The organism is Methylotuvimicrobium alcaliphilum 20Z (assembly GCF_000968535.2).
In the GTDB taxonomy this organism is placed as follows: Bacteria; Pseudomonadota; Gammaproteobacteria; order Methylococcales; family Methylomonadaceae; genus Methylotuvimicrobium; species Methylotuvimicrobium alcaliphilum.
In genome coordinates this window covers 2,532,715-2,548,317 of the sequence record NC_016112.1, presented here as the reverse complement: position 1 = coordinate 2,548,317, position 15,603 = coordinate 2,532,715, and the positions used below count along the sequence as shown (strand labels likewise).

Annotated in this window: 14 protein-coding genes and 2 tRNA genes; 15 read left to right on the top strand and 1 reads right to left on the bottom strand. The window is 45.0% G+C overall.

The features are described 5' to 3' along the window. Positions 1-62 precede the first annotated feature (62 nt). The 14 genes from MEALZ_RS10965 (at position 63) to MEALZ_RS10900 (ending at position 12,516) form a co-directional block, all read left to right on the top strand. Positions 63-1,415 (top strand): Na(+)-translocating NADH-quinone reductase subunit A, encoded by a 1,353-nt coding sequence (locus tag MEALZ_RS10965; protein ID WP_014148705.1) that lies wholly within the window; start codon positions 63-65, stop codon positions 1,413-1,415. Next, on the top strand, positions 1,415-2,617 hold the full coding sequence (locus MEALZ_RS10960) for an NADH:ubiquinone reductase (Na(+)-transporting) subunit B (protein ID WP_014148704.1): 1,203 nt from the start codon (positions 1,415-1,417) through the stop codon (positions 2,615-2,617). Before MEALZ_RS10965 ends, MEALZ_RS10960 begins: the two co-directional genes overlap by 1 nt. Continuing rightward, positions 2,610-3,446 carry a Na(+)-translocating NADH-quinone reductase subunit C gene (locus tag MEALZ_RS10955; protein WP_014148703.1) on the top strand — a complete coding sequence of 279 codons (837 nt, stop codon included), beginning with the start codon at positions 2,610-2,612 and terminating at the stop codon, positions 3,444-3,446. The genes MEALZ_RS10960 and MEALZ_RS10955 overlap by 8 nt, the downstream gene beginning before the upstream one ends. Before the next feature lie 10 nt (positions 3,447-3,456). After that, the gene (locus MEALZ_RS10950) at positions 3,457-4,137 is read left to right on the top strand and encodes an NADH:ubiquinone reductase (Na(+)-transporting) subunit D (protein ID WP_014148702.1); all 681 of its coding nucleotides are present in this window, start codon (positions 3,457-3,459) and stop codon (positions 4,135-4,137) included. Then, positions 4,137-4,745 carry an NADH:ubiquinone reductase (Na(+)-transporting) subunit E gene (gene nqrE / locus MEALZ_RS10945; protein ID WP_014148701.1) on the top strand — a complete coding sequence of 203 codons (609 nt, stop codon included), beginning with the start codon at positions 4,137-4,139 and terminating at the stop codon, positions 4,743-4,745. The genes MEALZ_RS10950 and nqrE overlap by 1 nt, the downstream gene beginning before the upstream one ends. 12 nt (positions 4,746-4,757) lie before the next feature. Beyond that, complete coding sequence (gene nqrF / locus MEALZ_RS10940; RefSeq protein WP_014148700.1) at positions 4,758-5,978, top strand: NADH:ubiquinone reductase (Na(+)-transporting) subunit F; 1,221 nt, start codon at positions 4,758-4,760, stop codon at positions 5,976-5,978. 57 nt (positions 5,979-6,035) lie between these two features. Continuing rightward, a complete protein-coding gene (locus MEALZ_RS10935; RefSeq protein ID WP_014148699.1) occupies positions 6,036-7,085 on the top strand; it encodes an FAD:protein FMN transferase in 1,050 nt (349 codons plus the stop codon). Then, on the top strand, positions 7,082-7,261 hold the full coding sequence (nqrM, locus tag MEALZ_RS10930; protein ID WP_046061113.1) for a (Na+)-NQR maturation NqrM: 180 nt from the start codon (positions 7,082-7,084) through the stop codon (positions 7,259-7,261). Before MEALZ_RS10935 ends, nqrM begins: the two co-directional genes overlap by 4 nt. Positions 7,262-7,323: 62 nt before the next feature. Further along, positions 7,324-7,719: a CBS domain-containing protein gene (locus MEALZ_RS10925; protein WP_014148697.1), complete on the top strand. Its 396-nt coding sequence runs from the start codon at positions 7,324-7,326 to the stop codon at positions 7,717-7,719. Between the two features lie 17 nt (positions 7,720-7,736). Further along, positions 7,737-9,191: an exodeoxyribonuclease I gene (gene sbcB / locus MEALZ_RS10920; RefSeq protein ID WP_014148696.1), complete on the top strand. Its 1,455-nt coding sequence runs from the start codon at positions 7,737-7,739 to the stop codon at positions 9,189-9,191. A gap of 701 nt (positions 9,192-9,892) precedes the next feature. Next, a complete protein-coding gene (locus tag MEALZ_RS10915; protein ID WP_014148695.1) occupies positions 9,893-11,482 on the top strand; it encodes a hypothetical protein in 1,590 nt (529 codons plus the stop codon). A gap of 245 nt (positions 11,483-11,727) precedes the next feature. Then, the gene (locus tag MEALZ_RS10910) at positions 11,728-12,270 is read left to right on the top strand and encodes a hypothetical protein (RefSeq protein WP_014148694.1); all 543 of its coding nucleotides are present in this window, start codon (positions 11,728-11,730) and stop codon (positions 12,268-12,270) included. A gap of 50 nt (positions 12,271-12,320) precedes the next feature. Further along, positions 12,321-12,395, top strand: a tRNA-Gly gene (locus tag MEALZ_RS10905). Between the two features lie 47 nt (positions 12,396-12,442). After that, positions 12,443-12,516 (top strand) — tRNA-Cys (locus tag MEALZ_RS10900). A 553-nt stretch (positions 12,517-13,069) separates the two neighbouring features. On the opposite strand, the gene MEALZ_RS10895 is transcribed toward MEALZ_RS10900, so the two are convergent. Beyond that, on the bottom strand, positions 13,070-13,477 hold the full coding sequence (locus MEALZ_RS10895; RefSeq protein ID WP_014148693.1) for a VOC family protein: 408 nt from the start codon (positions 13,475-13,477) through the stop codon (positions 13,070-13,072). Positions 13,478-14,312: 835 nt separating this feature from the next. Between MEALZ_RS10895 and MEALZ_RS10890 the strand changes: the two genes are divergently transcribed. Further along, on the top strand, positions 14,313-15,569 hold the full coding sequence (locus MEALZ_RS10890; RefSeq protein WP_014148692.1) for an MgtC/SapB family protein: 1,257 nt from the start codon (positions 14,313-14,315) through the stop codon (positions 15,567-15,569). The last annotated feature ends 34 nt before the right edge of the window (positions 15,570-15,603 follow it).

Sequence of the window (15,603 nt, the reverse complement as noted above, 5' to 3'; positions counted from 1 at the left end):
TCTGCTGTTTCAAATAAGGGGGTTGTTCGCCGCGATATGTCTGGAGAGCAGGCTTATTTACTATGCAATTTAATTTAAAAAAAGGTTTGGATCTTCCGATCACGGGAGAGCCCGAACAAATAATAGAAAACGGTAATAAGGTTAAGTCGGTTGCCGTTCTTGGGATGGATTATGTAGGAATGAAGCCTACCATGATGGTAGCCGAGGGTGACAAAGTCAAACTCGGTCAAGTGCTTTTTTCCGATAAAAAAAATCCTGGGGTCAATTTCACATCGCCCGGTGCCGGTATCGTTAAGGCGATAAACCGCGGAGCCAAGCGCGTTTTGCAATCGGTTGTCATCGAGCTGAAAGGTAATGAGGCGGAATCGTTTGCAAAATATAAAGATTCCGAATTGGACGGTTTATCAACCGAGCAAGTCAAGGAAAGCCTCATTGCTTCCGGTTTGTGGGTTGCGTTGAGAACGCGTCCTTACGGAAAAACACCGGCAATCGATAGCACTCCTAGTTCGATTTTTGTGACCGCAATCGATACCAATCCTTTGGCCGCCGATCCATCGGTAATTATCAAGGAACGGTCTACCGACTTTAGCAACGGTCTGGCAGTGATTGCTAAGTTGACCGATGGTAAAGTTTACGTCTGTAAAGCCTCCGGTGCCGACATACCGACCGGAAACGCGTCTTCCGTTACAGTTGCCGAGTTTTCAGGTCCACATCCGGCCGGCTTGCCTAGTACGCATATTCATTATATCGACCCTGTCAACGCCAATAAATCGGTTTGGCATTTGGATTATCAAGCCGTGATGGCAATTGGTTCGTTGTTCACGACCGGTAAATTGAATGTTGAAAGAGTGGTTTCGTTGGCGGGGCCTACCGCTAAAAAACCAAGATTGCTTAGAACCCGTGTCGGTGCATGTCTCAGCGAACTCGTCGCTGGAGAGCTGATGGACGGGGAGAATCGCGTGATTTCCGGTTCGGTTATCTATGGCCATAAAGCGGCAGATTGGTCGGATTATTTGGGTTATTACAGCAATCAAGTTTCGGTATTGAAAGAAGGCCGTGACCGAGAGTTCTTCGGTTGGATCGTTCCGGGCAAGGATAAGTATTCGGCCTTAAATGTATACACCTCCAGTAAAGACCGAAAAATCGGACGCAAGTTTCCGCTGACGACGAACAAAAACGGCAGTAATCGGGCCATTGTTCCGGTTGGCGTCTACGAATCCGTGATGCCGATGGATATTTTGCCTACGCCATTGCTAAAGTCTTTGGTTGTCGGCGATACGGATCAAGCGCAAATGCTAGGTTGTTTGGAGTTGGACGAGGAAGATATGGCTCTGTTTACCTTTGTCGATCCGGGTAAGCATGAGTTTGGTCCGGTTCTGAGAGCGAATTTAACTAAAATCGAGAAGGAAGGCTAATGTCGGCTAGAAATTTTTTAGACAACATAGAGCCGCATTTTACCAAAGGCGGTAAGCTAGAGAAGTACTACGGTCTCTACGAGATGGTCGATACTTTTCTATATACGCCCGCTGAGGTGACTCGCGGTAAAACTCATGTTCGTGACGGTAACGATTTAAAACGAACAATGACGTTTGTCGTTATTGCAACATTTTTTTGTATCCTGATGGCTTGGTATAACACCGGCTATCAAGCGAATGTCGCGATGGAAGCGATGGGCCTGGAAAAAGCGGACGGCTGGCGTAGTCTGCCTATGATGATATTCGGATATAGCCCATACAATCCGTTATCCAACTTGGTTCATGGCGCGCTTTACTTTTTGCCAATTTATATCGTGACCCTGGCTGTCGGCGGTGTTTGGGAAGTCTTGTTTGCGACCGTGCGCGGTCATGAAGTCAACGAAGGCTTCTTGGTATCGTCGATGCTTTATACATTGATCATGCCGCCCGATATGCCGTTGTGGCAAGTTGCGCTGGGTATTTCGTTCGGTATCGTAATCGGTAAGGAAGTTTTCGGCGGTACCGGTAAAAATTTCTTAAACCCTGCTTTGACCGGTCGTGCATTTCTGTACTTCGCGTATCCGGCATCTATTTCCGGTGACTCCGTCTGGGTTGCGGTTGACGGTTACACGGCTGCTACGCCTTTAGGTTTAGCCGCTTCAGGTGGCCTGGATGCCGTCCAAGAGGCCGGTTATGGTTGGATGCAAACATTCTTCGGTTTCATGCCCGGGTGTTTGGGCGAAACCTCGACGGTGGCTATTTTGATTGGCTGTGCGTTTTTGCTCTACACCCGTATCGCCTCTTACCGTATAGTGGGCGGTGTGTTCCTCGGCATGTTGATGATGTCGTCGGTATTCAATTTTATCGGCAGCGACAGCAACCCAATGTTTGCTTTCCCATGGTATTGGCATTTGACCGTCGGCGGTTTCGCATTCGGCATGGTCTACATGGCTACCGATCCTGTGAGTGCTGCGATGACTAATACCGGTCGCTGGATTTTTGGAATGTTAGTGGGTGTTATGACGGTTTTGATCAGAGTGGTAAATCCGGCGTTTCCTGAGGGAATCATGCTGGCGATACTATTCTCGAACATGTTCGCGCCTATCATCGATTACTTTGTCGTTCAGGCAAACATTAGAAGAAGGGTGAAGCGTCATGCCTAATCTAAAAGATTGTAAACACTACGAAAAATTTAAGGTATACGCGGATAAAGTTTTAGCGCAGAGTAACGATAGTCTTGAGAAGACGATTGCGATTGCGTTGGCTGTCTGTTTTGTGTGCGCGATTTTGGTTTCATTTGCCGCCGTTGCGTTGAGGCCTATGCAAGCCGAGAATAAGGCCTTAGACATGAAGAAGAACATTCTCGATGTCGCAGGCTTGCTGGAAGAGGGCGTCGATATCAATGAGGCTTTCGATCAACAAATCGAAGCCAAATTGGTTGATTTGGAAACCGGCGATTATGTCGAGGACATCGACGTTGCGACTTACGATCAACGGAAAGCGACTAAGGATCCCGAGCTGAGTATCGCTATTCCGCCGGAAGAGGATATCGCCAGTATAAAGGCCAAAGCCAAGATTGCTAAAGTTTATCTAGTTAAGAAAGGCGAAGAAATAGAGTCGATCATCCTGCCGGTTAGCGGATATGGATTATGGTCGACGCTCTATGGCTTTTTAGCGCTGGAAGCCGACGGTCAAACCGTACAAAGCATCAACTTTTACGATCAAGCCGAAACACCGGGCTTGGGCGGTGAAGTAGTCAATCCAAATTGGCGAGCTTTGTGGCAAGGCAAAAAAGTTTACAACGAAGCCGGTGAGCCGGTTTTGAAATTGGTCAAAGGTACGGTCGATACCAATAAGCCGGGCTCCGAATACCAAGTTGATGGATTAGCCGGCGCCACTTTAACCAGCGTAGGTGTGTCCAATCTGGTTAAATATTGGATGAGCAAAGAAGGCTTTGCTACCTATTTAGACAAAGTCAGAACAGACGGGTAGGGGGTTAATCATGAGTGCAATATTAACGAGCGAAACTAAAAAGGTTTTAATAAAACCTTTAATTAACGAAAATCCGATTACCCTTCAGGTATTGGGTATCTGTTCGGCACTGGCGGTTACGTCGCAAATGTCGACTTCACTGATCATGGCGATTGCATTGACGTCGGTAACGGCGTGTTCAAGCGCATCGATCAGTTTGATCCGGAATCATATTCCGAGCAGCATTCGGATCATCGTGCAAATGACGATCATTGCGTCGTTGGTTATCGTTGTCGACCAAATATTGAAGGCGGTTGCTTACGACATCAGCAAGCAATTGTCGGTATTTGTCGGCTTGATCATCACTAATTGTATCGTCATGGGGCGTGCCGAAGCTTATGCGATGAAAAACCCGCCATTGGAAAGTTTTATGGACGGCATCGGTAATGGGTTGGGCTATAGCTTGATTTTGGTTATCGTCGCTTTTTTCCGCGAATTATTCGGTTCAGGCAAACTCCTTGGTATCGAAATTTTCGAATTGACCAAAGACGGCGGTTGGTACGATCCGAATGGTTTGATGCTGTTGCCGCCCAGCGCGTTTTTTATTATCGGAATGATCATTTGGGTGTTTCGTCAATTTAAGCCCGAGCAACGCGAGCATGTTGAATTTGAAATCATGCCGATTGCTCACGGTGAAGGAGGACATCACTAATGGAAGCTTATATCAGTCTATTTGTTAAAGCGGTTTTCATCGAAAACCTGGCGTTATCGTTTTTCCTGGGGATGTGTACATTCCTAGCGGTTTCGAAAAAGATTTCGACTGCTATGGGGCTTGGTATTGCTGTGATGGTCGTGCAAACAATCACTGTTCCTGCCAATAACATCATCTATCATAGTTTATTGAAAGAAGATGCGCTGTCATGGTTGGGTATTAGCGGTGTCGATTTGAGCTTTTTAGCACTGCTTAGCTGTATCGGCATGATTGCAGCCTTGGTTCAAATTCTGGAAATGATCTTGGATAAGTTCTTTCCGGCGCTATACAACGCATTGGGCGTGTTCTTGCCGTTGATTACTGTGAACTGTGCAATACTCGGCGGCAGCTTGTTTATGATCGAGCGCGATTACAGTCTCGGCGAAAGCGTCACTTACGGAATCGGCAGTGGTTTCGGTTGGGCATTGGCTATAACGGTCTTGGCCGGCGTGCGCGAAAAGCTTAAATACAGTGATATACCGGGTGGCCTGCAAGGTCTTGGCATCACTTTTCTTACCGCGGGTCTGATGTCTCTTGGCTTCATGGCTTTTTCTGGAATCCAACTTTAAAAAGGTATCGTAATGCTGGAAATTGCATTAGGGATTATTATTTTCACGGTAATCGTGATTGCGCTGGTCTTCGTGATCATCGGCGCAAAGAGCAAATTAGTTGCCTCGGGAGATGTGGAAATTCTTATCAATGATGAGAAAACGATTCATGCTCCTGTCGGGTCTAAATTGTTGACTGCCTTGGCAGACAACAAATTGTTCGTTCCTTCGGCTTGTGGCGGCGGCGGCTCATGTGCGCAATGCCGTGTCAAAATATTTGAGGGCGGCGGCGAAATTTTGCCGACTGAACGCTCTCATATCACTAAGCGTGAAGCGAACGAAGGCGAACGTCTGTCTTGCCAAGTCACGGTAAAGCAAAACATGAAAATTGAAGTCGAAGATTCTGTTTTCGGCGTCAAAAAATGGGAATGTACTGTCAAGTCGAATCATAACGTCGCGACGTTTATCAAAGAATTGGTTTTAGATTTGCCGGAAGGTGAAGCGATCAATTACCGCGCAGGCGGTTACATTCAAATTGAATGTCCTCCTCATGTCGTAAAATACAAAGATTTCATTGTAGAAGAACGTTTCCGTGAAGATTGGGATAAATTCAACCTATGGCGTTATGTTTCCGAAGTCAAAGAGCCTGCCTTGAGAGCTTACTCGATGGCAAGTTATCCTGAGGAAAAGGAAATCATGTTAAACGTCAGGATCGCCTCGCCGCCACCGGGAGCACCTGAAAACGTTCCGCCAGGCATCATGTCGTCCTATATCTTCAATTTGAAACCAGGCGATAAGTGTATCATTTCGGGCCCTTACGGCGAATTCTTCGCGCAAGATACCGATAAGGAGATGATTTTCATCGGCGGTGGTGCTGGTATGGCTCCGATGCGTTCGCATATCTTCGATCAATTACGCCGATTAAAGTCGAAACGCAAGATAACCTTCTGGTACGGTGCGCGCAGTAAGCGCGAAATGTTCTATGTTGAAGACTTCGACATGCTGGCGGCCGAGAATGATAACTTCGAATGGCATGTCGCGTTGTCCGATCCTCTTCCTGACGATGACTGGGACGGGTATACTGGCTTTATTCATAATGTGTTGTATGAGAATTATCTTAAAAATCATCCGGCACCGGAAGATTGTGAATACTACATGTGCGGGCCTCCAATCATGAACTCGTCGGTTATCAACATGCTGTTGGAATACGGAGTCGAGCCTGAAAGTATCTTCTTGGATGATTTCGGCGGTTGATAATTTAAAGGCAAACACCTCTCCCGAGTATTTTGGGAGAGGTTGCAAAAAAAATCTATGCATGTAAAACAAGATCAACGAGGATTCGGGTTTTTTCTGGTCCTCGTTTTTTTATTGGTAGGCTGTGATGACCAGGGGACTAAGAAAGCTGTTTTTGCTTTCGAGATGACCGGTCAAACGATGGGGACCAGTTTCAGCATCAAAGCATCGGTGTTACCCGATGAAGTTAACGCCGACCAACTTAATATTGACGTCAAAGAATTGCTGGAACTCGTTAACGATCAGATGTCGACCTATCGGCCGCAATCAGAATTATCGTTGATTAATAACAGCGACTCAGTCGAATGGCAGCCGGTTTCCGAGGCTCTTTATAGTGTCTTGGCCGAAGCTAAACGGATCAGTGATTTGACGGAGGGCGCCTTTGATATTACGGTTGGCCCTTTAGTTAATTTATGGGGCTTCGGTCCTGATCCTTTATCGTTTCAGGCGCCTTCGAACGAAGCGATTCTTCTGGCAATGCAGCGAATTGGTTATCGGCATCTGAAGTTAAGAACAGAGCCTTTATCGATCAAAAAAAATCATTCTGATCTATATATTGATTTATCGGCGATCGCTAAAGGTTATGGGGTCGATCAAGTCGGTTTGCTGTTGGAAAAGCGAGGTATTGAGGATTATTTAGTTGAAATTGGCGGCGAACTTCGGTTGAGAGGACGCAAACCGGATGGTAATTCTTGGCGTATTGCTATAGAAAAGCCGTCTTCAGAGCAGCGAATGATACAAAAAATCGTATCGATTACCGATATGTCGGTGGCGACCTCCGGAGATTACCGAAACTTTTTTGAAGTAGAAGGAGTCAGATTTTCACATACGATCGATCCAAGAACGGGAAAATCTATCAATCATAACCTTGCCTCGGTAACAGTATTGAGCGAAACCGCGATGCAGGCTGATGCATGGGCAACCGCCTTTATGGTCTTAGGCGCCGAAGACGGTTTGCGATTGGCAGAGCAACAGCATCTTCCTGTCTTATTTATTACCAAAACTGCGCAGGGGTTCAGTGAGACATCAACCCCGGCGTTTCGCGATTATTTTAAGGAGGAACAATGACTTACTTTTTAGTAACATTTGTATTTATGCTCATTGTTATTGCGATAATGGCAGTGGGCGTTATTTTTGGAAGAAATGCTATCAAGGGCTCATGCGGCGGGGCTAATAAAGGCGATTGCGTTTGCATTAAAAAGTGTGATAAAAGAAAAAAAATGGAAGCGGAAGGACGAGTTTAACGCTTGTGTTTGTCTAATGGTTTCTTTCGTTGATAATAATAACCATAATCAGGAGTTAATCCATGCTGGCTAAAATTACTGTTGCCGATTATATGACCAAAAGAAATATGGTCACACTCAAGGAAAATGCCAATGTCGTTGAGGCAATTAAACAATTGCTTTCCCATAAAATCACTTGTGCTCCTGTCATAAACGGTCAAGGCAAGTTAGTCGGTATGTTCTCCGAAAAGGACAGCATGAAAGTCGTATTAGAATCGGCTTATAACCAAGGTTCGGCTGGTAAGGTTTCCGAATTTATGACCACGGATATCGTTTCAGTCGATGCGGATGCGAGTATCGTCGACATTGCGGCCAAGTTCAAGGATTCTACGATTAGAAGTTTTCCTGTTTTTCGAGATTCCGAACTTGTTGGCGTTGTCAGTCGGACCGATGTGCTGAAAGCCCTGGTCAATCTTTAAAAGGCTGTTGACCCATTGTGGCCGGACGGACTTTTTATTGGCATGACTACGAAACGTTTGGAATAGACCCACGACTCGATAGGCCGGTTCAATTTGCCGGAATTCGCACCGATTATGATTTCAATGTTTTAGGCGATCCGCTTGTCATTTACTGCAAGCCCGCACTCGATTGTCTTCCCGATCCCGTTGCCTGTTTAATTACAGGTATTACTCCGCAAATTGCCGAAGCAAAAGGGATTTGCGAGGCTGAGTTTATCGAAGCGATTTCTCGTGAAATTTCTCAGCCCAATACTTGCACCCTAGGGTATAACAATATTCGTTTCGACGATGAGGTGACGCGCAATACTTTGTATCGAAACCTTTACGATCCTTATCAACGAGAATGGCAAAACGGTAATTCGCGTTGGGATTTAATCGATGTGGTTCGAGCCGCTTACGCGCTTCGTCCCGGCGGTATTGAATGGCCGGTAAACGAGGAGGGGCTAGTTACTTTTCGGTTGGAAGAATTGACCAAGGCTAATGGTATTGAGCATGCCATGGCTCACGATGCGTTGTCGGATGTTTACGCAACAATAGCCGTGGCTAAGCTGGTCCGTGATACGCAACCTAAACTATATAAGTTTCTTTTTGATAACCGAGTTAAATCTGCCGCAAACCGTTTGTTGCAAACAGGCAGCTTTAAACCGGTTGTTCACATTTCAGGAAAATACGCTGTCAGAAATCATTGTATGGCCGTGGTTCTGCCTATTTGTCGGCACCCGAGCAACAGCAATGGGGTGGTGGTTTATGATCTTTCTAGTGACCCTGAAATTCTACTTAATTTGTCTGTCGATGAAATCAAGCAAAGAATTTTTACAGCTACAAAAGATCTTCCGGAAGGAGTCGAACGGATTCCGCTAAAAACCGTGCATGTCAACAAGTGTCCTGTTTTGGCGCCGATAGCGGTTATAAGGCCTGATGACGCAGCGAGGCTCAATTTAGATATCGATCGCTGCTATCGGTATATTGATAAAATCCGCAACGATTCTAATATCTTAGATAAAATTGCCCAAGTCTTTGAAACGGATTTTCCGGAATCTGATGCCGACCCTGATTTGATGATTTACAGTGGCGGTTTTTTCAGCGATAGCGACAAAAAAGCAATGGAGAAAGTTCATAAAACTCTTCCTGAGAATTTAGCTAACTTGCGTTTAAACTTCAGCGATCCGCGGTTACCGGAAATGTTTTTCCGATATCGAGCCCGGAACTATCCTGAAACGTTAAACGAGGAGGAGCGGACGCGCTGGATGAAAGATTGTGCGGAGCGTTTGACGGGGGCTGTTAGCAATTGCATGACGATTAATGAGTATTTCTCAAAAGTGCAGGAGTTGCAGTCCGATAGTTCAGCAGATCCAACGATTTTATCGGCGTTGCGAGAATATGCGCTGGATAAAACGAGATTTTTGTCGATTGTCGGCATGGATTCAGAATAATTTTAATCATACTCCCCTTATACTCAAAAAATGGCTAACCTTATAAAAGTTATGGGGCTAGCGAGGATCGGCAGCAGGGCAAGTTTTGCTCCTCGACAATTGCTGGGTTACAAGGATGTATTGAATGCAGAAAACGCAGGAGCATTTTCTGTCCTGCGCCGTCTAAAGCGCCTACTGTTGCTGCCTTATACACGCCATCCTTGGTGTTCGAGAACTGTCGTCAAGCCCCCCAGCATCTAAATTCCATAAAATATGACTATAATTAATAATCTTTATATGCGGGGTGAATAGGATCTTGTAAGTTCTATGATCCTCGCGGGGGCATAGAGCCTATACCGACCTCCGGGGGCTCTTTGAAAGCCGGTGCCGATATTTAATGTGCTTAGGATTTCGTGAAAAATAACTTCCTGGTGCTATGAGTTTTGTAGCGGGTTCGGTAACTCGCTTGACAAGCCCAGCACCTAAATTCCATAGTCCATTGGCCATGGTTAATGGTCTTGGATAATTTATCCAGCACCTATAAGCTATGATTTTGAATCATTGCCAAAGACCTATGGAATTTAGGTGCTGGGTTCACGGCGTCCTTTGACGGACACCCTGGTGCCGAATTTTGATCTGCGATGGGTATATTTGTTGCAAACGAGATGTTGAGTCAAGCACATGTTTCAGTTTTTGGTTGAGCGCTTAAATCTGAGGGATCAGTGAAAAATTCTTTTTTTTTAGTAATACCCGCCCAACAGAATATTTCTGAAAGATTGAGAATATTCGAAGAAAAGGCATTGAAACATTGGTTGGATGAGTTGCCGGTTGCCAATCCCGGGTTGTCTACGCGTTTAATATACGATTTTTTGAAAGAGTTCAATAGTCTGGCAATGAGTGCTCAGACTCGTCTTGATGCGCTGGAAATATTAAGTTTTCGAGTTTCCAGTGTAGAGGAATATTTACGTTTCAGATTAATGCAGGAGGGGTTTCCGAAAGAGCCTGACGAGCACAAAATATTTAATGTATTGATCGCAATAGAAAAGGAATTTACGCTTGGTTATTGGATTGTTGTGAAAGAGCTTACTCGCAGAAGCGTAGGTTGGTTTCAAGGTAAGAGTGCTCCTTTATCTATTCAAAGAGCGATCAGAGGTCTGAGCAACATTGTCGTCAGTCATTATCTAATGAATTTTCCGGTTCCGGATTGGGTATGGATAGATATCCATTCGCTGTATCGCTTAAGCGTGAAAATCAAAAAAGATTCGACCAATGTTCCTAAAAGTCATTTAGAACCAGGGCAGGGGCTTTCTGTGGGTGATTGCTATAGGCAAATTTTATTGCTTTGCCTGGCTGAACCTTCGGGGCTTATGCAAAAAGAGGTGTTGCAGGTATTTAATTTCATTGAACAACACAGCGCCCATTTGGCGATAAGTCATAGTCCCTTCGAGACCCAGCCACATCAATGCATTATTTTGACGGATGAGGACCAAGGACCGCATTTTATATCGGAATCTGCTCCGCCCTCTGATTCTTCGGTTTTATATTTGGGTTTTAATAAGCTAATAAAAGTACTTCAAAACAAATCAAAGTTTGTCTCGAAGGAGCAAGCGCGTTTTAGTTCATTAATGCTAGTGAAAGACGGTGATGGCTTATTGCCGGCTGAATTATTAGATTATTTGCTTTCGAGATGGACCGGAATCGAGTTTCATGGCGTGCCGGTATTCGGCGACAGGTTGGAGCGGTATTTTTGTATTGGATTGGAAGCATGCCACGATTTGCTTAGCGGAGACGACCCTGCGAACAAATTAGGAGAGGATGAGATGGTAGCCGAGTCGGCTTCGGAAAGGTCGCTGGCGTGCCGCTTCAACAAGGCAGGCATGATCTCAATCGGAAGTTTAATCGGTTTTAGAAAAAAAAATTCACCGATTTCTAAACGATCGCTGGGTGTTGTTAACAAAATTACTTCAGTTAAAGCTGACGGAAAGATCGGTTTTGAAATCCAATTGTTGGCTAGTCGAGTGTTTGCGGTTTCTTATAAGTCTTACACAAAGAACGAAACAGACGAGTTACCTCAAAAGGCATTAATTTATGGCGTTAAGAATCAAGAAAGCGAAAAAAGCTTTATCATACTTGAGTCCTTTAATCTTAAGGATGGTGATTTGATTCGTATGACTATGAACAATGAAACGTTCCCGATTATTCTCCGAGATAGAAAAAATATCGGATTGGGTTACTGGCAATTTGAATGTAGAAGAGTCGAGGAGTTAAATGTTCAAAAGACTGAAACCAAAAAAGGATATGACTTTATTTGAGTAGGACGGATTCGACTAAAGCGCGCTAAAAAAACTCTGATATTTCTAATTACTATTGAAGTAGAGTTAAGTGACTTAATTTTAAGCTTGAAAACTTTTGCTATCGTGGTAATTTGATCAATCCGAGTTGAATGTATTAGCATTGCAATATTTAATGCAATGGGATTAGGTTTTTACTGGCTTTGTTTGATAACGTGTAGAAACCCATTGTTAATTATAATAACTAGAAGATTGAGAGGAAAAATATGAGCAGCGAAGACAACAATAACCAACCTTCGGAAAGTAACCAGGAAACAATTGAAAAAGAAACAGCTTCGAAGAGTTCTGAAGATAAAGCAGAATCAATAAAAAAAATGGCGGGTGGTTTTTTAAGTTCCGCAATGAAGCTCAAGGATGAAAAACCTAAGATTTTTTACGGTGCGGTAGGCGGTGCCGTAGTCTTGTTGGGTATCATGATGTTTGGAGGGGGGTCGGGTTCATCCGTATCCGGACCGGTTATGAAAAACTTGGTCATCGGTCAAAAATATGTTCTACAAGGGCCGAATGCTTATGATAAGAACTCCACAATACGATTGGTTGCTGTACCTGGTACGATTGCAGCTTATGATGATACAGAAGAAGACGACAGAGTAGGCGGATGTAAACATATGCCGCCAGGAACACCTGTTACTGTTCTTGGTTTTCAAGATGCTTTCGGCAAAAAAAATGCCTTCGCTAATGTAAAAATTGAAGCGGAAGGTGAATGCCAAGGCAAAACAGCGTGGACTAATTCAATAAATGTTCAATAAAAAGTTGACGAGCTAAAATATTCAAGTATAATACTCGTTATTGAAGCGATGCGGGAATAGCTCAGTGGTAGAGCACAACCTTGCCAAGGTTGGGGTCGCGAGTTCGAATCTCGTTTCCCGCTCCAATAAATTTTTAAGCCGCGAACCTCGCGGCTTTTTTATTTAATATTATGGCTGCGTAGCAAAGTGGTTATGCAGTGGCCTGCAAAGCCATCTACGCCGGTTCGATTCCGGCCGCAGCCTCCAATGATAAATTTTTAACGTTCAACGACGTTCAAAAATACTGCAAAATCAATAAATAAGCGCTTAAAAATCGTTTATTTAAGTTCATAAAATTCAGTAACATTTGCCAATTCTTACAGCAGATTTTACAGTAGCCTAAAACTATTGAAAAATAGTTACTGTAATCGTAAAAAACATAAGAAAATCAGACAGATATCGCGCTTCGTGCCTCCAGGTCCGCGCCAACAGTGCTTGACCTTTCTGGGTAAAAGTCACTTCCGGAATGCTTGACCTTATTTCCTTTATACTCAAAAATTAGTTAACTTTATGACGGTATGGATGTGGCTAGCGAGGATGTCGGCAGTAGGGTAGGTTTTTGCTCCTGTAAAATCTGCATTCACGCCATGCCTAGCGTTCGAGCGCTGCCGTCAAGCCCTCCATGGATGAGTTCAAGGCGTTCCTCGATAGACACATCACATACCCTTCATTCTTAGGTGGTTTTTGGATCATTATGGAATAGTAAAGAGTTAAACTCGATCAGCCTAGGGAAAGGAGGGATTGATTTTCGAAAAAAAACCTAAGCATTCGCAGGCCCTTTCAATTCGATAACATTATTTTCCGGGTCTTTGATATACATCGAAGGTCCATAGCCTTCGGCTCCATAATGTGTTTCGATATCACTGTAGCTAACGCTTTTTTCTACTAAATACCGTTTGATTTCTTGTTCATCGAACGGGTCGATGCGCAGGCAAAAGTGATGCATATTCCGACTCCCTTCACTCGGAGCCCGTCCGCCTTGCCGGCCGAGTTCGCCGTCGATCGAAACGATGTCGATCAATGAGGCTCCTGCTCTCAATTGATACAAGCCGATTTTTTCCGACGATTTTTCCAAACGGCAACCTAGCACATCGAAATAAAAACGTATCATGATTTCCGGGTTTCGGGCACGGATCACGACATGGTCGATATTTTTGATCTTGATCATGTTGTCGATAACCTCCGATTAGATGGGTCGGTGTCGTTTCGGCTCGACCGACATAACATAACCTGATTAGCAAGTTTCTTCAGCTAAAGCCCAAAGATCAGCATATCCCTCGCAGGACGGGGTTCGCAAGCCATGCGCGTCAAGCTAAAAACGGCCAACCTACATCACGCTCTTTCCCAGCTCCAGCTTGGGAAAGACACCCCGGAAGCTCCCGCTTCCTGAGACCGACACAAGCTCCGCACATTCTCAATCATCCCTGACTCGCTCGTTCAATTTTTCTTGATTGTCGGGAAGCTAGAGCTTCCTAAACAGGTTACCCAAGCTTGGAGCTTGGGTAACAGCATATTTTAGTTTTTACGACTACGACTGGCCCCTGCTCGGACACTTGGCTTCGGCAAGCGGAAGCATCTTGCTAATCAGGTAACATAATGAAATATCAGCTCCCGCGATAGAACGATACCGTCTGAAAGACATCATCGATAAAATTTCGTGATATTCTAAGCCGAAATACTTCATTGGCTGGAATCTTATTCTTTTAATCGTTTGGACTGCAAGAAATAGCTGCCGTTCCAATTAGCAGTTGAGTGCTTCAAGCTACTCCTTTTATTCTTAGATGGTTTTTCTATCAAAAGGGAGTCTCGTTCGCCCTGATCCCTTCGGCTGCGCTCAGGAGAGCCTTGTTATGGGGGGGCATCAGTAAGCCAGTGAAAGTGTTGTAGACCGTTCATGCTTCGATTTGGCTCAGCACGAACGGTCTAAAACACATGCCAACTGCACTTTTTAGGATTATCGTAAATCGGATGATCATAGTCGATAATTTTGTCAGGGGTGGTTCATGACTGATTTGGAAAACTTCAAACTGTTAGGCACGGCCCTCGGCATCGGTTTACTAATCGGTCTCGAGCGCGGTTGGGAGTCTCGCGATTGGGGAGAAGGAACGCGTGTGGCCGGGTTGCGTACTTTCGGTCTAATCTCTTTGCTCGGCGGCGTTTGGGCATTGTTTGCGCGGGAGGTGGATCCGCTTTTGATCGGTTTTTCTTTTTTGGCATTGACGTTAGTGTTAATGGTTGCTTATCACAGTAGCCTTGAGAGAACCGAGGACTTTGGTGTCACCAGTGTTATTGCCTCGTTGCTGGCTTTCGCATTCGGCGCGCTGGCCGTTTTCGGTTATACCGTCTTGGCTTCCTCATCGGCTGTCGTAGTTACGTTTTTACTCGGTTTTAAACCTTTACTGCATGGCTGGTTAAAAAAAATCGAGCGCCGAGAATTATTCGCAACACTAAAGTTACTGTTGATTTCGATCGTTATACTGCCGATTTTACCCGACCGTTATTTAGACTCTTGGCAAGTATTCAACCCCTATCATGTTTGGTTGATGGTGGTCTTGATTGCGACGATATCTTATTTGGGATATTTTTCGATCAAGATTGCCGGTAACAGGCACGGTCCGGTTTTGACCGGCGTATTCGGCGGTTTGGCTTCGTCGACCGCGGTCACGCTTAACTTGGCGAGGTTTTCTAGGCAATATCCGGGTGACGAAAATGCCCTGTCGGCCGGAATTCTGACCGCCTGCGCTACGATGTTTCCTCGGACTTTGTTTTTGGCTTCGATCATTAATCCGTCTTTGTTGAGGCCTTTGTTTCCGGCGCTTCTCTTGATGGGGTTGCTCAGTTATTTCTTTGCATTTCTGTTTTGGAGAACTGCGACAAATATTTATGAATCCGATACTGACCTCAAGTTGGAAAATCCTTTTCAATTAGTTATGGCGCTGAAATTCGGGGCGTTGTTGCTCGCTATTTTATTCATCGCGAGGATGCTGCGGATTTATTTCGGCGATACCGGAGTCTATTTTGTCGCTGCGATTTCCGGAATCACCGATGTCGACCCGATTACGCTGTCGATGTCGCGCATGAGTCAAGAAGGTATGGCGATCGATGTTGCGGTATTGGCCATTTTGATTGCGGCGGCTGTCAATTCGGTCGTCAAGAGCATCATGGCATTGAGCATCGGCGGCTGCGCGCTCGGTTTTAGGGTTGGCGGCGCGATGTCGTGTTCGGTCGGTTTGGGCTTAGCATTGTTCTTTATGCAATAGGTGATGAAATATAGCTGATTTTGATTAGCGAAGC